At 64.9% G+C, this 19,204-nt stretch carries 18 protein-coding genes; 11 read left to right on the forward strand and 7 right to left on the reverse strand.

Translation table 11 applies throughout. The features are described 5' to 3' along the window. Positions 1 to 64: 64 nt before the first annotated feature. Positions 65 to 1,072 (forward strand): alpha/beta fold hydrolase, encoded by a 1,008-nt coding sequence (locus tag AWB77_RS27850; RefSeq protein WP_244158673.1) that lies wholly within the window; start codon positions 65 to 67, stop codon positions 1,070 to 1,072. On the opposite strand, the gene AWB77_RS27855 is transcribed toward AWB77_RS27850, so the two are convergent. Next, on the reverse strand, positions 1,073 to 2,365 hold the full coding sequence (locus tag AWB77_RS27855; RefSeq protein WP_061137739.1) for an MATE family efflux transporter: 1,293 nt from the start codon (positions 2,363 to 2,365) through the stop codon (positions 1,073 to 1,075). Positions 2,366 to 2,527: 162 nt separating this feature from the next. On the opposite strand from AWB77_RS27855, the gene AWB77_RS27860 reads away from it, so the two are divergent. After that, the gene (locus AWB77_RS27860; protein WP_061137740.1) at positions 2,528 to 2,848 is read left to right on the forward strand and encodes a YnfA family protein; all 321 of its coding nucleotides are present in this window, start codon (positions 2,528 to 2,530) and stop codon (positions 2,846 to 2,848) included. 6 nt (positions 2,849 to 2,854) lie between these two features. On the opposite strand, the gene AWB77_RS27865 is transcribed toward AWB77_RS27860, so the two are convergent. Beyond that, positions 2,855 to 3,877: a DUF2891 domain-containing protein gene (locus AWB77_RS27865; RefSeq protein WP_061137688.1), complete on the reverse strand. Its 1,023-nt coding sequence runs from the start codon at positions 3,875 to 3,877 to the stop codon at positions 2,855 to 2,857. 380 nt (positions 3,878 to 4,257) lie between these two features. On the opposite strand from AWB77_RS27865, the gene AWB77_RS27870 reads away from it, so the two are divergent. Together AWB77_RS27870 and AWB77_RS27875 are read left to right on the forward strand one after the other, a co-directional pair. Further along, positions 4,258 to 5,553 (forward strand): MFS family transporter, encoded by a 1,296-nt coding sequence (locus AWB77_RS27870; RefSeq protein ID WP_061137689.1) that lies wholly within the window; start codon positions 4,258 to 4,260, stop codon positions 5,551 to 5,553. 210 nt (positions 5,554 to 5,763) lie between these two features. Beyond that, positions 5,764 to 6,435, forward strand: coding sequence for a hypothetical protein (locus AWB77_RS27875; protein WP_061137690.1), 672 nt, complete (start codon positions 5,764 to 5,766; stop codon positions 6,433 to 6,435). Here the strand turns inward: AWB77_RS27875 and AWB77_RS36525 are convergent, their stop codons facing one another. Both AWB77_RS36525 and AWB77_RS27880 read right to left on the reverse strand, forming a co-directional pair. Then, on the reverse strand, positions 6,436 to 6,612 hold the full coding sequence (locus tag AWB77_RS36525) for a hypothetical protein (protein ID WP_167354186.1): 177 nt from the start codon (positions 6,610 to 6,612) through the stop codon (positions 6,436 to 6,438). It abuts the gene before it with no gap. A 63-nt stretch (positions 6,613 to 6,675) separates the two neighbouring features. After that, a complete protein-coding gene (locus AWB77_RS27880; protein ID WP_061137691.1) occupies positions 6,676 to 7,698 on the reverse strand; it encodes an AraC family transcriptional regulator in 1,023 nt (340 codons plus the stop codon). A gap of 171 nt (positions 7,699 to 7,869) precedes the next feature. On the opposite strand from AWB77_RS27880, the gene AWB77_RS27885 reads away from it, so the two are divergent. The 4 genes from AWB77_RS27885 to AWB77_RS27900 all read left to right on the forward strand — a co-directional run bounded on the left by AWB77_RS27885 (position 7,870) and on the right by AWB77_RS27900 (position 12,670). Further along, positions 7,870 to 9,003: an acyl-CoA dehydrogenase family protein gene (locus AWB77_RS27885; protein ID WP_061137741.1), complete on the forward strand. Its 1,134-nt coding sequence runs from the start codon at positions 7,870 to 7,872 to the stop codon at positions 9,001 to 9,003. A gap of 15 nt (positions 9,004 to 9,018) precedes the next feature. Beyond that, positions 9,019 to 10,734 (forward strand): AMP-binding protein, encoded by a 1,716-nt coding sequence (locus tag AWB77_RS27890; RefSeq protein ID WP_061137692.1) that lies wholly within the window; start codon positions 9,019 to 9,021, stop codon positions 10,732 to 10,734. Continuing rightward, on the forward strand, positions 10,731 to 11,852 hold the full coding sequence (locus AWB77_RS27895; protein WP_061137693.1) for an enoyl-CoA hydratase/isomerase family protein: 1,122 nt from the start codon (positions 10,731 to 10,733) through the stop codon (positions 11,850 to 11,852). The genes AWB77_RS27890 and AWB77_RS27895 overlap by 4 nt, the downstream gene beginning before the upstream one ends. A gap of 110 nt (positions 11,853 to 11,962) precedes the next feature. Beyond that, positions 11,963 to 12,670, forward strand: a complete 708-nt coding sequence (locus tag AWB77_RS27900) for a hypothetical protein (protein WP_061137742.1) — start codon at positions 11,963 to 11,965, stop codon at positions 12,668 to 12,670. 91 nt (positions 12,671 to 12,761) lie between these two features. Here AWB77_RS27900 and AWB77_RS27905 read toward each other — a convergent pair whose 3' ends face one another. Further along, a complete protein-coding gene (locus AWB77_RS27905) occupies positions 12,762 to 13,304 on the reverse strand; it encodes a DUF6572 domain-containing protein (RefSeq protein WP_061137694.1) in 543 nt (180 codons plus the stop codon). 192 nt (positions 13,305 to 13,496) lie between these two features. Next, complete coding sequence (gene ydiK / locus AWB77_RS27910) at positions 13,497 to 14,669, reverse strand: AI-2E family transporter YdiK (protein ID WP_074168981.1); 1,173 nt, start codon at positions 14,667 to 14,669, stop codon at positions 13,497 to 13,499. Between the two features lie 375 nt (positions 14,670 to 15,044). On the opposite strand from ydiK, the gene AWB77_RS27915 reads away from it, so the two are divergent. Genes AWB77_RS27915 through AWB77_RS27925 form a run of 3 tightly spaced genes read left to right on the forward strand, consistent with a single transcriptional unit; the run spans position 15,045 to position 18,055 of the window. Next, positions 15,045 to 16,784: a pyrroloquinoline quinone-dependent dehydrogenase gene (locus AWB77_RS27915; protein WP_061137696.1), complete on the forward strand. Its 1,740-nt coding sequence runs from the start codon at positions 15,045 to 15,047 to the stop codon at positions 16,782 to 16,784. Positions 16,785 to 16,786: 2 nt separating this feature from the next. Further along, on the forward strand, positions 16,787 to 17,404 hold the full coding sequence (locus tag AWB77_RS27920; RefSeq protein WP_374728721.1) for a c-type cytochrome: 618 nt from the start codon (positions 16,787 to 16,789) through the stop codon (positions 17,402 to 17,404). A 3-nt stretch (positions 17,405 to 17,407) separates the two neighbouring features. After that, on the forward strand, positions 17,408 to 18,055 hold the full coding sequence (locus tag AWB77_RS27925; RefSeq protein ID WP_061137697.1) for an ankyrin repeat domain-containing protein: 648 nt from the start codon (positions 17,408 to 17,410) through the stop codon (positions 18,053 to 18,055). Here the strand turns inward: AWB77_RS27925 and AWB77_RS27930 are convergent. Continuing rightward, the gene (locus AWB77_RS27930; protein WP_061137698.1) at positions 18,052 to 19,200 is read right to left on the reverse strand and encodes a DUF1501 domain-containing protein; all 1,149 of its coding nucleotides are present in this window, start codon (positions 19,198 to 19,200) and stop codon (positions 18,052 to 18,054) included. The genes AWB77_RS27925 and AWB77_RS27930 overlap by 4 nt on opposite strands. Positions 19,201 to 19,204: the final 4 nt, after the last annotated feature.

Here is a 19,204-nt window from a genome sequence, read left to right on the forward strand (position 1 = left end):
TCAAAAAATGAATCCACTGCGCAGCAAGCCGTCCGCCGTAAGATCGCTCGTGTTGTCGCTCGCAATGTCCTTCGCGTTCCATGCGAATGCTCAAGACACTGCACAAGCGCCGGGCAACGAGGGTCCCGCCTACGGTCCCGAGTTGCAGGGCTTCGATTATCCGTATCCGGTCGCGAATTTCGCGCTGACGTCGCAACGTCAAGTGGTGCGCATGGCGTACATGGACGTGCATCCGCCGCATCCGAACGGCCGCACCGCGGTGCTGCTGCACGGCAAGAACTTCTGTTCGGCCACGTGGAAGCAGACCATCGATACGTTGACGAACGCGGGTTATCGCGTGATCGCGCCGGATCAGATCGGCTTTTGCAAGTCGACCAAACCCGCGCGATATCAATACAGCTTCCAGCAGCTTGCTCGCAACACGCACGCGCTGCTGGCGGCGCTCGGCGTATCGAGGGCGACGCTCATCGCGCATTCGACGGGCGGCATGCTCGCCGTGCGCTATGCGCTCATGTATCCGCGCGAGACGGAGCAGCTCGTGCTCGTCAATCCGATTGGACTAGAGGACTGGAAGGCGAAGGGCGTGCCGTCGATTTCCGTCGACGACTGGTATGCACGCGAATTGAAGACGAGCGCCGACGGCATTCGCCGGTATGAGACGAGCACGTACTACGCGGGACAGTGGCGCGCCGATTACGAGCCGTGGGTGCAGATGCTCGCGGGGATGTATCGCGGGCCGGGCAAGGATATCGTCGCGTGGAATTCGGCGTTGTTGTACGACATGATCTACACGCAGCCCGTCGTCTACGATTTCGACCAGTTGAAAACCCCGACGCTCTTGCTCATCGGCGACAAGGACACGACCGCGATCGGCAAGGATTTCGCACCGCCTGAAATTCGCCCGACGCTCGGCCGATATCCCGATCTCGCGAAACTGGCGAAGGAGCGCATCGAAGGGGCGAAGCTCGTCGAGTTTCCGGAACTGGGGCACGCGCCGCAGATGCAGGATCCGGCGGCGTTTCATAAGGCGCTGCTCGATGGCCTCGCCGCATTGCGGCCCAACGCGCCGTAATCAGCCACGCCCGGGCGCGCACGAGGCCCGCTCGATCTCCGGCAACTGAACCGCCAGCGTGATCCCGCGCGCGACCATGAAGATCGCGAGCGCGAGCCACAGTCCGTGATTGCCGAGCGATCCCGCCAGCGCCCACGCGGCCACAACGAACACGACGATCGACACGGCCATCGCCTTCATGAGTTCGTGCGTGCGCGTCGCGCCGATGAACACGCCGTCGAGCAGAAAGCCCGCGACGGACGCGAGCGGCAGAACCGACGCCCACGGCAGATAACGCACCGCCGCCGCGCGCACGACGGCCTGATCCGTCAACCTGCCGATGATCCATTCGCCGCCGATCCAGAAGACGATGGAAAAGCCCGCGGCGCCGATCGCCGACCAGAGCATCGTCACCTTCACCGCCTGCCGGAACGCGTGACGGTCGCGCGCGCCCGCCGCCGCGCCGACGAGCGCTTCGGCCGCGTGCGCGAAGCCATCGAGCCCGAAGGCCATGAAGGTCTGGAAGTTCAGCAGGACGGCATTGGCGGCGAGAATCGCATCGCCCTGACGTGCGCCGAGATGCGCGAACCACGCATACGAGCCGAGCAGGCAGATCGTGCGAATGAAGATGTCGCGGTTGATCGCGACGAGCCACCCGAGCGCGCGCGTATCGAACAGCACGCTCCACGCGAGCGGAGCGAGGCCGCGCGGACGCAGATGCCAGAGCAGCGCGAGACCGAGCGCGAAGCCGCAGAAGTCCGCGAACGCCGTCGCCGCGCCGATGCCCGCGATGCCCCAATCGAAGCGATACACGAACAGCAGCACCGCGACGATGTTCACCACGTTGATGAAAACCTGCGTGAGAAGCGCAAGCCGCACGCGCTGGCAGCCGAGCAGATAGCCGAGCACGACGTAATTGCCGAGCGCGAACGGCGCGGCCCAGATACGCGCGTGGCAATACGCGCTCGCGGTGTCCCGAACGGCGGCGCTGCCGCCCAGCGCAACGAGCGCGTAACGGACGATCGGCACTTGCAGCGCGAGCACCGCCGCGCCGATCGCGAGTCCGAGCAGCAGCGCGCGCAACACGCTGGCGCGCAGTGCGTCGTCGTCGCGGGCGCCGAACGACTGCGCGACGAGGCCCGTCGTTCCCATGCGCAAAAAGCCGAAGCCCCAGAACACGAAGCTGAAGACGAGCCCGCCGAGCGCGACGCCGCCGAGATATTGCGGACCATCGAGATGGCCGGCGACAGCCGTATCGACGGCGCCGAGAATCGGCTGCGTCAGGTTCGCGAGGACGATCGGAAACGCGAGCATCAGCACGCGCTTGTGCCAGTGGACGGGCAACGCGGCGTCTTCGGCCGATTCGTTCTGTCGGGTAGTCTGCAAAGTGTCCGGCGTTTTTCTCGTGGGAAGGGCGTCATTGTCCGGAGCGCGCGCGCATCACGCAACCTCGCCCGACCGTCGATAATGCGCGTCATGAAAACGTTCGCGCTCTACGTCGTCACGGCCTTCGCGGAAATCGCCGGCTGCTACTTTCCCTATCGATGGCTGAAAGAGGGCGGCTCGCCGTGGCTCGTCGTGCCCGGCGCGCTCTCGCTCGCGCTGTTCGCATGGCTCCTCACGCTGCACGCGACGGCCGCCGGGCGCGTCTACGCGGCTTACGGCGGCGTGTATATCGGCGTGGCGATTGCGTGGCTGTGGGCCGTCGACCGCATCCGGCCGACGGCGTGGGACGTCGCGGGCGCGGCGATCGCGCTCATCGGCATGGGCGTGATCGCGTTTCAGCCGCGCGCGTAGCGGCCCTCACGCCTCCAGCGCGAGCAGCGCGAACGTCGCGAGCCAGTGCTCGCCCATGTAATCGCCCGCGACATGCGCAATGCCAGACGCCAGATGTGCCTGCGCGGCGGCATCGAGCACGGCGATGCGCGCGTCGCCCGCTGGCAGCGCCCGCGCGATCGTCCGCTGGCACCATGCGCGCGAAAGGTTCAGGCCGTCGAGATGCGCGAGCTTGCCGTCGCTGCGGTCGGTGACGGTGGCGGGCGTGAAGAGCGTCGCGGGCTCGCGCGCGGCGATGCGCGGCAGGAACCGGTCGAACCAGCCGACGAAACGTTCGTCCGGCAGCACATGGCGCATCAGCACGGCCTCCATCAACGACGGCGACAGGAACTCATCGCCCGCCGGCTCCCAAGCCTGGCAAGCCTCGTCGTGTTCGAACCAGCGCAAGGCGGTGTCGCGCAGCAAACGCTCGAAACCGGCGTTTCGTGCGACGCGCGCGTAACCCATCGCGAGGCTCAGCGCGAACGCCATGTTGAAGTGCGTGCCGACGCGAAGCGGATACGTCGACTTCGGCAGGAATTCCTCGAACCGCGCGACGAAGGCGTCGGCGAGCGGCTGGAGCGTGCGGGCCCAGCGCGCGCCGTCACCGGCGCGCATCGAATGGAGTTGGCCGGCGAGCGCGAGCAGCCACGCCCAGCCGTAAGGCCGCTCGAAGCCGCGCGCGGCGGGGCGCTCCAGATACGCGACCTCGGCAGCAACGTTGGCGGCGGTGAAATGCTCGTCGATGACCGCGCGAATGCGCGACGCCTCGGGCAGATCGGGAAAGCGATCCAGCAGCCGCGCGATCAGCCAGTAACCGTGTACGCACGAATGCCAGTCGAAGCTGCCGTAGAAAATCGGATGCAGCGCGCGCGGGCTCGCGACGTCCGCGGCGCCCGCCATCACATGATCGAGCTTGTTCGGGTATTCACGCGTCAGATGGCCGAGCGCGACCTGCGCGAATTTCGACGCCAGCGCGGCGTCGAGCGTAAAGGGTTGATGCAGGTTCATGCTTTCCTCGTCGATGCAAATCGTGGTTTCGAGACTTTATCGATAATTATTCGACAAAATCTGTCATAAGGGTAATACCTATGACGATCGGCCGGTGCTCTGATGGGTTATGCCGAACGCGCCGCAAAAAACCGTCGCAAGCGCGGCGAAGGCTTTTGCCGCAAGCCTAAGCGGGCGGCGCGCGTGATCGGCGGATAGGAAACGTGTGTAGCTCCAAGAGGAGTTTCCTACGCCACCTGGCCGTGTTGCGCGCGCCACGATCGCGCGCGTACAGCCGGAGCGCGTATAAACTTGCGCCCGAACGCCGCCAAGAGCGTTCGGACCGGAGCCGCGAGCCCCGGCAAACGCCATCCAGACAGTGACAAGAGACTAGAAACGACATGACCGACCTTCCCGCTTATTCCGCAGAGGACACCCGGCGCCGCGTGTTCGCCATTGTCGGCGCTTCATCGGGCAACCTCGTCGAGTGGTTCGACTTTTACATCTATTCGTTCCTCGCGCTGTACTTCTCGGCGGCGTTCTTCCCCGGCGGCAATCCGACGGTGCAGTTGCTCAACACGGCGGGCGTGTTCGCGGCGGGCTTCCTGATGCGCCCGATCGGCGGCTGGCTGTTCGGCCGCATCGCCGACAAGCACGGCCGCCGCAACGCGATGATGATCTCCGTGCTGATGATGTGCGGCGGCTCGCTCGTCATTACGTTCCTGCCGACGTACGCATCGATCGGCGCGTGGGCGCCGTTCCTGCTGCTGATCGCACGCCTGTTCCAGGGTTTGTCGGTCGGCGGCGAATACGGCACCAGCGCGACCTACATGAGTGAAGTCGCGCTGCGCGGCCGGCGCGGCTTTTTCGCGTCGTTCCAGTATGTGACGCTGATCGGCGGCCAGCTCGCCGCGCTGCTCGTGCTCGTGATCCTGCAACTGTTTCTGTCGACCGAAGAATTGAAGGCGTGGGGCTGGCGCGTGCCGTTTTTCATCGGCGCGTGCGCGGCGCTGATTTCGCTGTACCTGCGCCGTTCGCTCGATGAAACCTCGACCGCCGAGACGCGCGACCGCAAGGAAGCGGGCACGCTCGCCGGCCTGATGCAGCACAAGGCCGCGTTCATGACGGTCGTCGGCTTCACGGCGGGCGGCTCGCTCATCTTCTACACGTTCACGACCTACATGCAGAAGTATCTGGTCAACACGGCGGGTATGCACGCGAAGACCGCCAGCAACGTGATGACCGCCGCGCTCTTCGTCTACATGCTGTTGCAGCCGCTTTTCGGCGCGCTGTCGGACCGCATCGGCCGCCGCGCATCGATGCTGTGGTTCGGCGCGCTGGCGACTGTTTGCACGGTGCCGCTGCTGCACGCGCTCTCGACGGTGACGAGCCCGGTCATGGCGTTCGTGCTCGTCGTGATCGCGCTCGCGATCGTGAGCTTCTACACGTCGATCAGCGGTCTCATCAAGGCGGAAATGTTCCCGCCGGAAGTGCGCGCGCTGGGCGTCGGGCTGTCGTATGCGGTCGCCAATGCGGTGTTCGGCGGTTCGGCGGAATACGTGGCGCTGTGGCTGAAATCGGCGGGCAGCGAATCGACGTTCTTCTGGTACGTCACGGTGATGTGCGCGATTTCGCTCATCGTTTCCTGGCGCATGCTCGATCCGAGCAAGGAAGGTTATTTGCGCAACGAGCCGTAAACGGCGCGCGGCGGGCGCGGCTCATGCCGTTGTCCGCCCGTCTTGCCGATGAAGGTAGTATGGTGTTTTATGCGATATGTAGGCAACGCACCGGTCGAGGTGCGAGATGGTCATCGGAAAGCGCGGGAACCGGATACGCATGCGCGCAGCGCCGCCGCGCGCAAATCCGATGCGCCCCTTCGGGAGCGTCGGACTGCCTGGAGCCTGTTCATGGAAGATTTCGACGAAACGCTGTTCATAGTCTGGCGAAACAATCTGAACGTCCTGGTCGGAACGCCCGGAGGCGCCGCGCGCCTCGCGCGCATGATGAACTTCTCGCCGACGTTCATGAAGCTGATCGTCGCCGGCCAGCGCGATTTCAACGAGGAATTCGTGCGCGGCATCGAACTGGTGACCGGTCTGCCGCCACACTGGATGGACGAGCGCCGCACGCTGGACGAGATTCCGCACGACGTCCTGCGCGCGATCGACGAGGAAACGCCGATGGCCATCTTCCGCGGCACGGCTCATCCGGCGCCGAAGCGTTCCGTGCTGCGCGGCCCCGAACCGCTGCTTTCGCAGACGGAAGCCACGCGCCGCGTCGCCGATCAGGCGCAGCAACAGGCCGAGGCGAACCGCCGCGATCTGCTTTTCCGCAAGAATCGCGATCTGATGTCTCAGGATTTGCGCCGTCTGGAGCGCCAGCTCGGGCTGTTGCAGGTCGAGTCGATGCAGCCCAAAGCCGATGAACTCATCGCGTCCGATCGCATGAGCGAGGCGGCGAAGGCCGATCTGGCCGGGCGTCTCGAACAGATCGACAAGCACGTGAAGCTCTTGCACCAACATGTCGAGAAGCTCGTGGTGCTGCTGTCGAGTCCGGACGAACCCGACGCGGGCGAATAGCTATTTCTTCTTGCCGTCTTTCGGCGTTTCCGGCTCCGGATGCACGGCGATCGGATCGCTCGCGGGAAACGTTTCTTCCAGCGCTTCGTCGAGCAGGTCTTCCTCGTTTTCCTTCTTCGGCTGATCTTTCTTCGGCTGATCCTGCTTCGAACGCTCGTCTCGGCTGTCTCGGGTCATGGCGCGCTCCGTGATGCGAAGTCGTGATCGGTTCAATATAGCAGCCTCGATGTCCGCACGCTGTCAGCCTTCGCGTCGATAATCGGCGGGGCGCACGCCCGTCCACTTTCTGAACGCGCGCCGGAACGCACTCGGTTCCGCGAAGCCGAGCGCATCGGCGATCTGCGGAATCGTCTCCCGCGTATGCGCGAGGCGCGCAATCGCCAGATCGCGCCGCAGCGCATCCTTGATCGTCTGATAGGTCAACCCTTCCTGTTTCAGCCGCCGACGCAGCGTCGCCTCGGCCATATGGAGCGCGGCCGCGATGCTCTCGGCTTCCGGCCAGTCCGTCGGCGCGGTTTGCCGCAGGCGCGTCCTGATGCGCGCCGCGAGCGAATCCGGATTGCGATATTTCACGATGAAATTCGCCGGTGCATCGCGCAGGAAGCGCTTGAGCGTGGCAGGCGTCTGCACGACGGGAAGCTCCGCGCAGTCCGCCGGCAGATCGACGAACGAGCGCGCGGCGTGAAAGCGCAGATCGTTGCAGAACATGAGGCGATATTCGTCGCTGTCGACAGGCTCGGCGCAGCGCATATGCGCCGCGAGCACCGGAATGCGCCGCCCGACCAGCCAGCACAGAAGCCCGTACACGAGGATGAAGCCCGTCGCGTAGGCGAACATCGTCTTGGGCTCGCCTTTGTCCGCGAGCCAGATGCGCACGCGCTCGCCGTCGATGTCCGGCTCGAAGCGCAGATCGTCGAGCACGAGGCGCATGAAATTTGCGATGCGCCCGAGCGCCTGAGCGCCGTCGCGCGACGACAGCGCCGCGTGGCACAGCAGCACGAAGCTGCCGCGCCGCATCGGATGCGTGTCCTGGCCGAAGAACTCGTCGTCGAGCGCGTCGGCGGTGGCGTTCCACAGGTTGCCGTACTGCACCGGCGACACGCGCGCGCGGGGCGAATCGAGCGTCGCCGGCGCGATGCCCGCCGCGGCCAGCAAGCCCTCCCGCGCGACGCCGCGCTTTAGCGCGCACTGCAACGCCGCTTCGACGAGGCTCACGGAAATCGAGTCGCGCTCGATCTTCTTCTTGGGACTTGGGGTTGTCACTAGGTGGCCAAAGCGCTCAGTTAGCGTGATCGTTTTGGGCATCGGCGAATGTCCGGCGATTGCCTAGACTCGTGCGCAGGCCCATCCGCCCGACCGCCGGCGGCCAGAAAGTGTATCCGATCGATACCGAGCCGCTCGCCGCCCCGACCCAACCATCGAAATCGAAACATGATCGACGCATTCCTCACCGAAGAGCAGCGCATGATCCGCGACGCGGCCCGCCAGTTCGCAACAGAAGTGCTCGCGCCGAACGCGGGCCAGTGGGACAAGGACGGCGCGATTCCCGACGCGGTCGTGCGCCAGTTGGGCGAGCTCGGCCTGCTCGGGATGATCGTGCCCGCCGAGCTCGGCGGCACCTTCAGCGACTACACCGCCTACGCCCTCGCGATGGAAGAGATCGCCGCCGGCTGCGCGTCCTGCGCGACGATGATGAGCGTGCACAACTCCGTCGGCTGCGGCCCGATCCTCGCCTACGGCACCGATGCGCAAAAAGCCGAATGGCTGCCGAAGCTCGCGAGCGGCGAGGTTATCGGCGCATTCTGTTTGACGGAGCCGCAGGCGGGCTCGGAGGCGAACAATCTGCGCGTGCGCGCCGTCGAGAAAGACGGCCAATGGGTCATTTCCGGCAGCAAGCAGTTCGTGACGAACGGCGCGCGCGCGGGCGTGGCGATCGTCTTCGCCGTCACCGATCCGGATCAGGGCAAGCGCGGCCTCTCCGCGTTCATCGTCCCGACGAATACGCCAGGCTTCAACGTCGGCGCACCGGAGCACAAGCTCGGCATCCGCGCGTCGGATACGTGTCCCATCAACTTCGACGATTGCGCGATTCCCGCCGCGAATCTGCTCGGCAAGCGCGGCGAGGGTTTGAAGATCGCGCTGGCGAATCTGGAGGGCGGGCGCATCGGCATTGCGGCGCAGGCGCTCGGCATCGCGCGCGCGGCCTTCGATGCGGCGCGCGCGTATGCGAAGGAGCGCGTGCAGTTCGGCAAGCCCATCCACGAACATCAGTCGGTCGCGAACATGCTCGCCGACATGCAGACACAGATCAACGCCGCGCGCCTGCTGATCCATCACGCGGCGCGCATGCGCACGGAAGGCGTGCCGTGCCTGTCGGAGGCGTCGCAGGCGAAGCTGTTCGCGTCGGAAATGGCGGAACGCGTGTGCTCGGACGCGATCCAGATTCACGGCGGCTACGGCTATCTGCAGGATTATCCGGTGGAGCGGCATTATCGCGATGCGCGCATCACGCAGATTTACGAAGGCACGAGCGAAGTGCAACGGATGGTGATCGCACGGAACGTATAAATCTTTGGAGACGCAATGACCGCCCAGGCATTCATCGAGGCAAGAGACTTTCTGTTCGCCCATCGTACCGATTACGACACCGCGTATCGCGACTTCAGATGGCCGTCGCTCGACCGCTTCAACTGGGCGCTCGATTATTTCGATCCGATGGCGCGCGGCAACGACGCGCCCGCGCTCCATATCGTGAACGAGAGCGGCGACGAGACGCGGCTGTCGTTCGCGCAGATGAGCGAACGCTCGGCGCGCGTGGCGAACCATCTGCGCGCGCTGAACGTGAAGCGCGGCGAGCGCATCCTGCTGATGCTGCCGAACCGCGTCGAACTCTGGGACACGATGCTTGCCGCAATGAAGCTCGGCGCGATCGTCCTGCCCGCGACGACGCAGCTCGCGAGCGCCGATCTGCGCGATCGCATCGCGCTCGGCGGCGTGCAGCACGTGATCGTCGATGCGGGCGAGACGCAGAAATTCGATGACATCGACCTGCCGGGTCTGCGCATCGCCGTCGGCGGCGCGCGGGATGGCTGGCTCGCGTTCGAAGCCGCGTACCACGCAGCGCCGGCATTCCTGAAGGATGCCGAAACGAACGCGAACGATCCGTATCTGCTGTACTTCACGTCCGGCACGACCTCGAAGCCGAAGCTCGTCGCGCATACGCATCAGAGCTATCCGGTCGGGCATCTCTCGACGATGTACTGGATCGGCCTGCAACCCGGCGACGTCCACTGGAACATCAGTTCGCCCGGCTGGGCGAAACACGCTTGGAGCTGCTTCTTTGCGCCGTGGAACGCGCAGGCGTGCGTCTTCATCTACAACTTCAGCCGTTTCGATGCCGCGCGCGCGCTCGACGTGCTCGTGAAGCACGACGTCACCACGCTGTGCGCGCCGCCGACCGTGTGGCGCATGCTCGTGCAGGAGCCGCTCGCGTCGTACGAGGTGAAGCTGCGCGAGATCGTCGGAGCGGGCGAGCCGCTGAATCCGGAGATCATCGAGCGCGTGCAGCACGCATGGGGATTGCCGATCCGCGACGGCTACGGCCAGACCGAAACCACCGCGCAGATCGCCAACACGCCGGGCCAGCGGCTCGTGCCCGGTTCGATGGGCCGTCCGCTGCCGGGTTATCGCGTGGCCTTGCTCGATCCCGACGGCAATCCGGCTGAAGAAGGCGAAATCGCGCTCGCGCTCGATCCGCCGCCGCTCGGCCTGATGACCGGTTACGCCGATAACCCCAAGGCCACCGAAAACGCGATGCGCGGCGGCTTCTATCGCACGTCGGATGTCGCTTCGCGCGGCGCGGACGGCTATTTCGTCTACGTCGGCCGCGCGGACGACGTGTTCAAGTCGTCGGATTATCGACTGAGCCCGTTCGAACTCGAAAGCGTGCTGATCGAGCACGAAGCGATCGCGGAAGCGGCCGTCGTGCCGAGTCCCGATCCGCTGCGGCTATCGGTGCCGAAGGCGTTCGTCATGCTGCGGCACGGCTATTCGATCGGACCGGAACTCGCGAAAAGCGTGTTCGCGTTCTCGCGCGAACGGCTCGCGCCGTACAAGCGCATCCGTCGCCTCGAATTCGCGGATTTGCCGAAGACGATCTCGGGCAAGATTCGCCGCGTCGATCTGCGCAGACAGGAAAACGCGCGCGCACAGGACGGCGCGCGCGGCGAGTTCGAGTTCTGGGAAGAGGATTTTCCGGAGTTGCGCCAGGCGAGCCAGATCGACCAAGGGCATTCATGAGGACGCAAGGACTGTTGCGCGACGCGCCCGAAGTCGCTCTCGAAGTCGTGAATCGCGTGGCGATCGTGACGCTCGACCGGCCGCGGGCATTGAACGCGCTGTCGCACGACATGATCGCGCTGCTCGCCGATATCTTCGCGCAATGCGCCGCCGACGATGCCATCGCCGCGGTCGTGCTGCGCGGCGCGGGCACGGCGGAGAAGCCCGCGTTCTGCGCGGGCGGCGACGTGCGCAAGCTCTATCACGCGGCGCGCAACGATCCGCATCACGAGACGCCGTGGCTGAAGTTCTTCATCGATGAATACCGGCTCGACTTCACGATACATCGCTTCGCGAAGCCGGTTGTCGCGCTAATGGACGGCATCGTGATGGGCGGCGGCATGGGGCTCGCGCAAGGCGCGTCGCTGCGCATCGCGACGGAGCACACGCGCATGGCGATGCCGGAGACGCGCATCGGCTTGCTGCCCGACGTCGGCGCGACGCATTTTCTGCGCGTGCTGCCGCGCGAACTCGCGCTATATGTGGGATTGACCGGCGCGCGGCTGTCGGGCGCGGACGCGAGAAGCGTCGGACTCGCGGATGCCTGCGTGCCGTCGACATGGCTGCGCGGCTTCGTCGAGCGGCTCGAAAAAATCCGTTGGGACGACGGCGCGCCCGCGCTGACGCACCTGAAGCGCGTCTTCGTGCCGTGCGCGAACATCGAACGGCACGCGCCGCTCGACGAACTTCGCGCGCAGATCAGGCGGCACTTCGCCGTCTGCGTGACGGGCGGCGTGGAGCGCATCGCCGCGTCGCTCGCGACGGATGACTCGGACTGGGCGCGCGCGACGCTCGCGCTCATCGAAAGCCATTCGCCGACGATGCTCGAAGTTACCTATCACGCATTGCTGCGCGGCCGGCAGATGTCGCTTGCGGAATGCTTCCGGATGGAGTTGGGCGTCGTGTACCGCGCGATCGACGACGGCGATTTCGTCGAAGGCGTGCGCGCGCTCATCATCGACAAGGACGCGCGCCCGCGTTTCGCGCCGACGACGCTCGCGCAAGTGCGCGCCGAGCGCGTGCAGCACTTTCTCTCGTCGCCGTGGCGCAGGCAGATGCATCCGCTCGCGGATCTCTGATCAACCGTCCGAGGAAAAACGCAAGCAAATGTTTCTGCGGCGAACCGCCGAAATGGCCGATGGTCGAACCGGGCTTATCGATCATCGGACAATTCAAGGGGGAACCGACCATGCCGAACCGTACGACCGGAAGGGCGCTTTTGTCGGCGGGCATCGCATTCGCGTTGATCGCGCCGGCAGCTTCGTACGCGCAACTCAACCTGCAACAGTTCGGCTTCGGCAGCGGCAAATCCGACGTGGCCTCGGACGCGAACGGCGCGGCGCAGCCTTCGGCGCTGAACTCGCTCGTGCAGAGCTACGTCGGCGCGAACCAGCAAGTGCTGTCGGGGCAGTCCAGTCTCGCATCGGCGATGGGCATGTCGAGCGTCGCGAGTCAGGCGCAATCGGCGGCGGGTGCGCTGTCGGGCGCATCGGGCGGCAGCCTGCCGAGCACGAGCGTGCTGTCGCAACTCGGCGGCACGCAGCAAAGCGTGTCGCAATCGTTGTTGCAGGCATTCTCAAACGGTTCCGCGACGCCGCCGACGGCTGCGAGCAAGAAGACTTTCAGCGACGGTCTCGCGTCGCTCGGGCAGGGCGTGAAGCAGTACGCCGGCTTGCAGTCGAATCTCGGCGCGGTGACGAACTCGATGAACATGTCGTCGCTGCTGCAGGCTGGATCGAACCCGTCGACGGCGCAGGCCGCGACCTACATCGCGCAATCGGCGCCGGGACAGATGCAGTCGCTCGTGCAGACGCTCGCGCAGGCGGTGCAGTATGCGAAGACCAATAACATTTCGGTGCCGTCGATCGCGACATCGGCGTTGAGCAGCGTCAGATGATGTGAGTCGAACGGGCGTTCACGCGCCTGAAAAAAAGCGGCGCCGCTCGTTTCGAGCCGCGCCGCTTTCTTTATTTTTGAAATCATTCGAGTCAGTGAGTGGCGACCTGACGAATCGCGAGACGTTTGAGCACGGGCAGCGTCTGGCGCCGGCGCGTATCGCTCGACAAGGGCGGAAGATAGGCGATGTCGGCGATGTCGGTGAGCGCTTGCGTGCTCGGGTCGGCATCGAGGACTTCGAGCGCGGGCGGCTCGACCGGTTCCGCATCGACGTGTTCCGGTTTCTCGACGGAAATGCCGAGCGCCGGACGCACGTCGACGCCGCGGATGTGCGCTTTATAACCCGCTTCGCCCAGCACACGCTCGCGCGATTTCCAGAACTCGAGTCCGGAAGGCGTCATGGGATGCATCGACACGTATTCGAGCACGATCTCATAGCCGCGAACTTTCGGATAATTGAGCAGCAATTGGCCGGAGCGAATATAACGAATGTAGCGATCGATCTTCTTGGTGAGCAAATCTCGATGCTCGTTCTCGTCGCGCCGGTCGAGGTCGTCAAAGAGTCCGACGTACACGCGTTTGAAGAGAATGTTTATCCCGATGTAATCGACGGCGTCCACGTCGCGCAAAGACATGGTCAATCCCCCAAAACCCGCTGACGGGCAATTAGCAATGGAATGCATTGTAACGGATGAATTCCGTCGAATAATCGTGAAACACCGTGTTAACTCGGAGAAAGTCTCATATTAGTAAGACTCCTAATTCGTGATTTCGGCTTAATCTGATTGCTGACAACAAATACAACAAACCACGAAGATAATTATCAATCAGGTCCGTTTTCTCGTTGCATCGGCGAAATCCCGTGTGGGCGCGGTTTTGGCGATTTCTTCGTTACTCATCGCTTCGACTTGAGGAAGCGGCGGCTGCTCGTTGATCCACGCATTCAGAATCGTGGACGTCACCGCGAGAATCACCGGTCCGATGAACAATCCGACTATTCCGAACGCGAACATGCCGCCGAGCACGCCGGAGAGAATCAGCAACATCGAGAGATTGACGCCGCGCTTGATGAGAATCGGGCGCAGGAAATTGTCGAGCATCGCGATCATCACCGACCAGACGAGCAGCAGCGACGCGGCGACGTTCGAGCCGTGCCAGAAGAGCCACGCGACGCCGCCGAGCAGCGGCAGCAGCGGGCCGATCTGCGCGAGGCACAGCATCAGCATGACCGCCGTGATGATGCCCGCGGCGGGCACGCCGGCGACCGCAAGCCCGATGCCGCCGAGCGCCGACTGCGTCACCGCCGTCACGACGATGCCGAGCGCCACCGCGCGGATCGCAAGACCGGCGAGCTTGACGGCTTCGGCGCCGCGCTGCGCGGCGATGCGCGTGGCGAAGCGCTCGACGAAGCGGCCGGCCGCCTCGCCGTTCATATACAGAATGCCGGAGATGATGACGGTGATCACCATGTGCATCACGAACACGCCGACGACCGCGGCATGCGACAGCATCCAGCGCGCGGCGATCGTCACGTAGGGTTCGAGCTTCGCGAGCAGGCCGCCCGGGCCGGCATCGGACAGCGACTGCCATTCCTTCGCGATGCGCGCGCCCGCGACGGGCACGTCGTGCACCCATCCCGGCGGCGGCGGCAGCGCATAGCTCGGCAGGCTCTTGATCGCGGCCATGATCTCGCCGCCATGCAGTGCGAGCGTCGAGATCGCTTCATAGAGCGGCAATACGATGACGATCAGCAGCATCAGCAGCATCACGGTGGTCGCGATCCAGCGCCGGTTGCCCACGCGCCGCTGCACGCCGAGCATGAGCGGCCAGGTCGCGACGACGATCGTCGTGGCCCAGATGAGGCCCGGCAGGAACGGGCGCAGAACGTAGAGGCTGCCGACGGTCAGCGCGGTCAGGATCGTGATGACGAGCAGGATGCGCGCGATATCCACCGGCTGGCGGGGACTCGGATTGGGCTGCCCGTTGATGGGAGTTGGCATGATGCGTCCGGATGAAGGTGATGATCGACGCGGCGCCCGGCCACGGACACGTACACGGGTGCAGCCAGCGACGAACGATGAACGAGCCAGGAACAAGCGATAAGCCAAAGCCGGCGATCCGGCAAGCCGTTCGCGTCGTGACGGGCGCAATCATAACGGCACACCAATCCATACTACTAAAAATCGCGGCGCGCCTGCCCGCGAAATGCCATTGGTTCGATGCGTGACGGGTCGAACGAAGTCGTTTCGAGAATCCTGGAAATGCGTTTTTAAATTGCCTATTCTTTTTTGCGGGCGCAGAAGAGGACACGCAATGTTCCGCCGCGCATAACGAGGACTGACAAGAACGATCCAAGAACGATTTGGGAGACTGACATGGCCGGTTTTTCCCGTACCTCGCTCGCTCCATTCATTCTCGCCGCCGGTGCTTTCGGGATGATGACATCGCCCGGAATCAAGGCCGCCGACGAAATCCAGAACGCCAACACCACGCAGGCTTCGCCGGTTCCAGGCACGTTGCGGCCCGTTTCGCAGCAACAGCTCGACGGCGCCGCGGGAGACAGCGCATCGTGGCTGCATTCGAACGGATCGTATGCCGAAACCCGCTACGCGAGCGCGACGCAGATCAATACGTCGAACGTCGCGAAGCTCAAACCGGCGTTCATCTTCCAGACCGCCGTGATGGAGTCGATGGAAACCGCGCCGATCGTCTCGAACGGCGTCATGTTCCTCACGACGTCCTACAACCACGTCTATGCAATCGATGCGGTCACGGGCAAGGAGTTCTGGCATTACAAGCACAAGATGGGTCCGGTCACGACCTTCTGCTGCGGCCCGAACAATCGCGGCGTGGCGATCTCGGGCAATCGCCTGTTCATGGGCACGCTCGATTCGAAGCTCGTCGCGCTCGACGCCAAGACCGGCAACGTGCTGTGGTCGACGCAGATCGCCGATCCGGAAGAAGGCTATTCGGAGACGATGGCGCCCGTCGTCGTGGATGACAAGGTGTTGATCGGCACGAACGGCGGCGAGTACGGCATACGCGGCTTCGTGAAGGCGTTCGACGCGAACTCCGGCCAGTTGCTATGGACCTTCTATACGATTCCCGACACCGGCAGCGAAGGCGTGTGGGCGGAGAACGATGCCGTCGGCCGCAACATGAAGCGCGATATCGAGGCGGAGAAGAAGACGCTTGCCGAAAAGGGTACCGATTTCAACAAGACGCTCGGCGGTGGCGTGTGGATGGCGCCCGCGATCGATCGCAAGACGCGCACGGTGTATTTCGTCGTCGGCAATCCGTCGCCGGACCTCTACGGCGCGATTCGACCCGGCGACAATCTCTATACCGATTCGCTCGTCGCCATCGATCTCGATACCGGCAAGTACAAGTGGCACTTCCAGTACATCGCGCATGATGTCTGGGATCTCGACGCGGTGAGCCCGCCGATTCTCATCGACGTGAAGGACAAGACCGGGCAGATGATTCCCGGCATCATCCACGGCGGCAAGACGGGCTTCGTCTACGTGCACGACCGCCGCGACGGCAAGCTGATTCGCGTCTCCGAAGCCATGATCCCGCAGGAAGGCGTCTGGACCCTGCCGACGTCCACCGGCGCGCGCATGCTACCGGGCGCGAACGGCGGCGTCGAATGGTCGCCGATGGCCTTCAGCCCGAAGACGCGCATGGCCTACGCGGCGAACCTGCATCAGCCGATGACGTATCAGGTCGAGGAAGCCGCGTATCCCGGCGGCAAGCTGTGGCTCGGCGGCGCGTTCAAGGTGATTCCGTCCGAGCAGCAATGGGGCAGGCTCGTCGCGGTGAATGTCGATACCGGCAAGATCGCGTGGGGCTTCAAGACGGATCAGCCGCTGATCGGCGGCGTGCTCGCGACCGCGGGCGGGCTCGTCTTCAACGGCGAAGGCAATGGCCTCTTCCGCGCGTTCGACGCCGCCACCGGCCGCAAGCTGTGGGAGTTCCAGTGCGGCGCGGGAGTGAATGCGCCGGCGGTGTCGTACATGGTGAACGGCAAGCAGTACATCGCCGTCGCGGCGGGCGGCAACACGCAGCTCGACTTCAAGCGCGGCAACAGCCTGCTCGTGTTTGCGCTGCCTTGATGATGACGCGATCATCGAAGCGGTCGAAACGCGTGCGTGTCTGGTTCGTCTACGCGCTGTGGCTCGTCGCGTGCCTGCTGCTGTCGCTGCCGTCGATGTCGCGCGCCGATGCGCAGTCGGCCGCGACGAAAGCCGCCGTCTGCACGTCGTGTCACGGGCTCGGCGGCAATTCGACGACGGGGGAGTATCCGTCGCTCGCGGGGCAGACGTCGCGTTACTTGTATCTGCAATTGCGCGACTTCAAGGCGGGCCGCCGCAGCGATCCGCGCATGTCGCCGATGGCCGCGAATCTCACGCCCGACGACATGCACGATCTCGCCGATTACTTCGCCGCGCAAAAGCCTATCGCCATTGACTTCAAGGCGGACCCGGTGAAAGTGGAGGCGGGCAGGAAGAAGTCCGAAGAGATCCTCTGCACGATGTGTCATCTCGGCGGCTTCGCGGGCCAGAACGAGATTCCGCGCGTGGCGGGGCAGCAATACGCGTACATCGTGAAGCAGTTGCAGGATTTCCGCGACAGGAAGCGCACCAACGACGCGGGCAACATGACGAGCGTGTCGAAGAATCTCACCGACGCGGACATCGAGAATCTCGCGAATTACATCGCGAATCTGCAATGACGCATGATAAAAACTCTTCGCTTGCTGACCCTTACCCTGTCGATGACTTGCGCGCTCGCTCACGCGCAGCAGGACGCCTACGCGCTCAACGAGCGCCTGCTTTCGGCCACGCGCGAAGGCGATCAGGCGTCGGTCGCGCGGTTGCTCGGTGAAGGCGCGTCGATCGATTCGCGCAACCGCATCGGCGACACGCCGCTCATCAGCGCGTGCAAGAAGGGCCTCACGCCGATGGCGCGCATGTTGATCGAGCGCGGCGCGAACGTGAGCCAGGCGAACGTGCAGGGCATCACGCCGCTGATGGCCGCGGCCTTCGACGGCAACGACGAAATCACCGCGCTGCTCATCGCGCATCGTGCGGATGTCGCGGCGACGGATCGCGTCGGCAAGACCGCGATCGAATATGCGGCGGGGCAAGGGCGCACGGCCGTCGTGCAGCGTCTGCTCGATGCGGGCGTCGACGTGAACGCGGCGTATCGCAATCACCTCACGGCGTTGATGTGGGCGGCGGGCTACGACCGCGACGAAACCGCGTCGATGCTGCTCGCGCGCGGCGCAAAACGCGAACTGCGCGACGATCGCGGCATGACCGCGAAGAACATCGCCGAACAGACGCATTCGATGCGCGTCGTCGAACTGCTCTCGAAAGGCTAGGTTCTCAGGATTCGCTGTCCGAACCGTTGCGTGCGGCCGTCCGGAAACAGCGCCGCGCCGACGCGTTGCGGGTCGATGCCGAACGTCTCGCCCGCCGCGCTCGCGATCACCGTGTCGAGCCCGGTCGTCGGCTGTAGATCGCGCGCCTGATACAGCGACGCGTTCGCGAGTCCCGGCCAGTCCGCGAGCACGCGGCCGCCCGACACCGCGCCGCCGACGATCATCGCCGCCGACGCCGTCCCGTGATCCGTCCCGCCCGTGCCGTTCGCCGCCGCCGTGCGGCCGAACTCGGTCGCGACGAGCACCGTCGTGTTCGCCCAATGCCCGGCGAGGCCGTCGCGCAACGCGGCGAGCATCGTGTCGAGCGCCTTCAGTTGCGTGGCGAGACGCGGATTCTGCGCGCTGTGCGTGTCCCAGCCGCCGGTTTCGATCATCGCGATGCGCGGACCGTCGGGCTTCGCGAGAAAGCTCGCCGCGAGCTTGCCGAGACTCGCCGGATCCTGACGCGCGCGCGCATCGGCGGCGAGTGCGCGTGCCTGCATCGCGGCATCCCAGAGCGGATGAAGCTGCGCATCGCCCGCATAGAGCTGCGACACGCGCGCGATGAGATCGTCGGGCGCCTGCGGCAACGACGACGGCGCGTACGACGTTACTTCCGCTTGGCCGCGCAGCGCGAGCGGCACGGTCGGCGCGAACGCGATGGCATCGGCGCGCGGTGCGGGCAGCATCGAAAGAAGCCGGTTCATCCAGCCGTCTCTCAACCGATACGGCGCGTTGCCGCCGGTTTCGAGCACGTTCTGGCCGTCGAAATGCGAGCGCTCGCGATACGGCGACGCCACCGCGTGCACGAAAAGCGCCTCTTTTCCGGCATACATCTGCGCGACCTGCTTCAGCGACGGATGCAGCGCGAACGTGCCGTCGAGCTTCGCCGCCGTCGACGGATCGATGGCGAGCGGGCCGCGCAACGCGGCATAAGCGGGATCGCCATACGGCACCACGATGTTCAGCCCGTCCGCCGCGCCGCGCTGGATCACGAAGACGAAGCGGCGGTCGGTTTCGGCCGATGCGAACACGAGGCGCGGCGCGACGAGCATCGCACCGGCGCTCGCGCCCGCGCACCAGAGGAATCGGCGGCGCGTCAGCATGGTT

Origin of the sequence: Caballeronia fortuita, from assembly GCF_001544835.2 — a bacterium.
Taxonomy (GTDB): Bacteria; Pseudomonadota; Gammaproteobacteria; order Burkholderiales; family Burkholderiaceae; genus Caballeronia; species Caballeronia fortuita.

Bases quoted from the DNA above. Each gene is read 5' to 3' on its own strand.
- AWB77_RS27870 (WP_061137689.1), top strand. From the start codon at position 4,258: ATGACCGACCTTCCCGCTTATTCCGCAGAGGACACCCGGCGCCGCGTG.
- ydiK (WP_074168981.1), bottom strand. From the start codon at position 14,669: ATGCCAACTCCCATCAACGGGCAGCCCAATCCGAGTCCCCGCCAGCCG.
- AWB77_RS27900 (WP_061137742.1), top strand. From the start codon at position 11,963: ATGCCGAACCGTACGACCGGAAGGGCGCTTTTGTCGGCGGGCATCGCA.
- AWB77_RS27890 (WP_061137692.1), top strand. From the start codon at position 9,019: ATGACCGCCCAGGCATTCATCGAGGCAAGAGACTTTCTGTTCGCCCAT.
- AWB77_RS27920 (WP_374728721.1), top strand. From the start codon at position 16,787: ATGACGCGATCATCGAAGCGGTCGAAACGCGTGCGTGTCTGGTTCGTC.
- AWB77_RS27855 (WP_061137739.1), bottom strand. From the start codon at position 2,365: ATGCTCGCGTTTCCGATCGTCCTCGCGAACCTGACGCAGCCGATTCTC.
- AWB77_RS27875 (WP_061137690.1), top strand. From the start codon at position 5,764: ATGGAAGATTTCGACGAAACGCTGTTCATAGTCTGGCGAAACAATCTG.
- AWB77_RS27930 (WP_061137698.1), bottom strand. From the start codon at position 19,200: ATGCTGACGCGCCGCCGATTCCTCTGGTGCGCGGGCGCGAGCGCCGGT.
- AWB77_RS27925 (WP_061137697.1), top strand. From the start codon at position 17,408: ATGATAAAAACTCTTCGCTTGCTGACCCTTACCCTGTCGATGACTTGC.
- AWB77_RS27915 (WP_061137696.1), top strand. From the start codon at position 15,045: ATGGCCGGTTTTTCCCGTACCTCGCTCGCTCCATTCATTCTCGCCGCC.
- AWB77_RS27850 (WP_244158673.1), top strand. From the start codon at position 65: ATGTCCTTCGCGTTCCATGCGAATGCTCAAGACACTGCACAAGCGCCG.
- AWB77_RS27895 (WP_061137693.1), top strand. From the start codon at position 10,731: ATGAGGACGCAAGGACTGTTGCGCGACGCGCCCGAAGTCGCTCTCGAA.
- AWB77_RS36525 (WP_167354186.1), bottom strand. From the start codon at position 6,612: ATGACCCGAGACAGCCGAGACGAGCGTTCGAAGCAGGATCAGCCGAAG.
- AWB77_RS27865 (WP_061137688.1), bottom strand. From the start codon at position 3,877: ATGAACCTGCATCAACCCTTTACGCTCGACGCCGCGCTGGCGTCGAAA.
- AWB77_RS27860 (WP_061137740.1), top strand. From the start codon at position 2,528: ATGAAAACGTTCGCGCTCTACGTCGTCACGGCCTTCGCGGAAATCGCC.
- AWB77_RS27905 (WP_061137694.1), bottom strand. From the start codon at position 13,304: ATGTCTTTGCGCGACGTGGACGCCGTCGATTACATCGGGATAAACATT.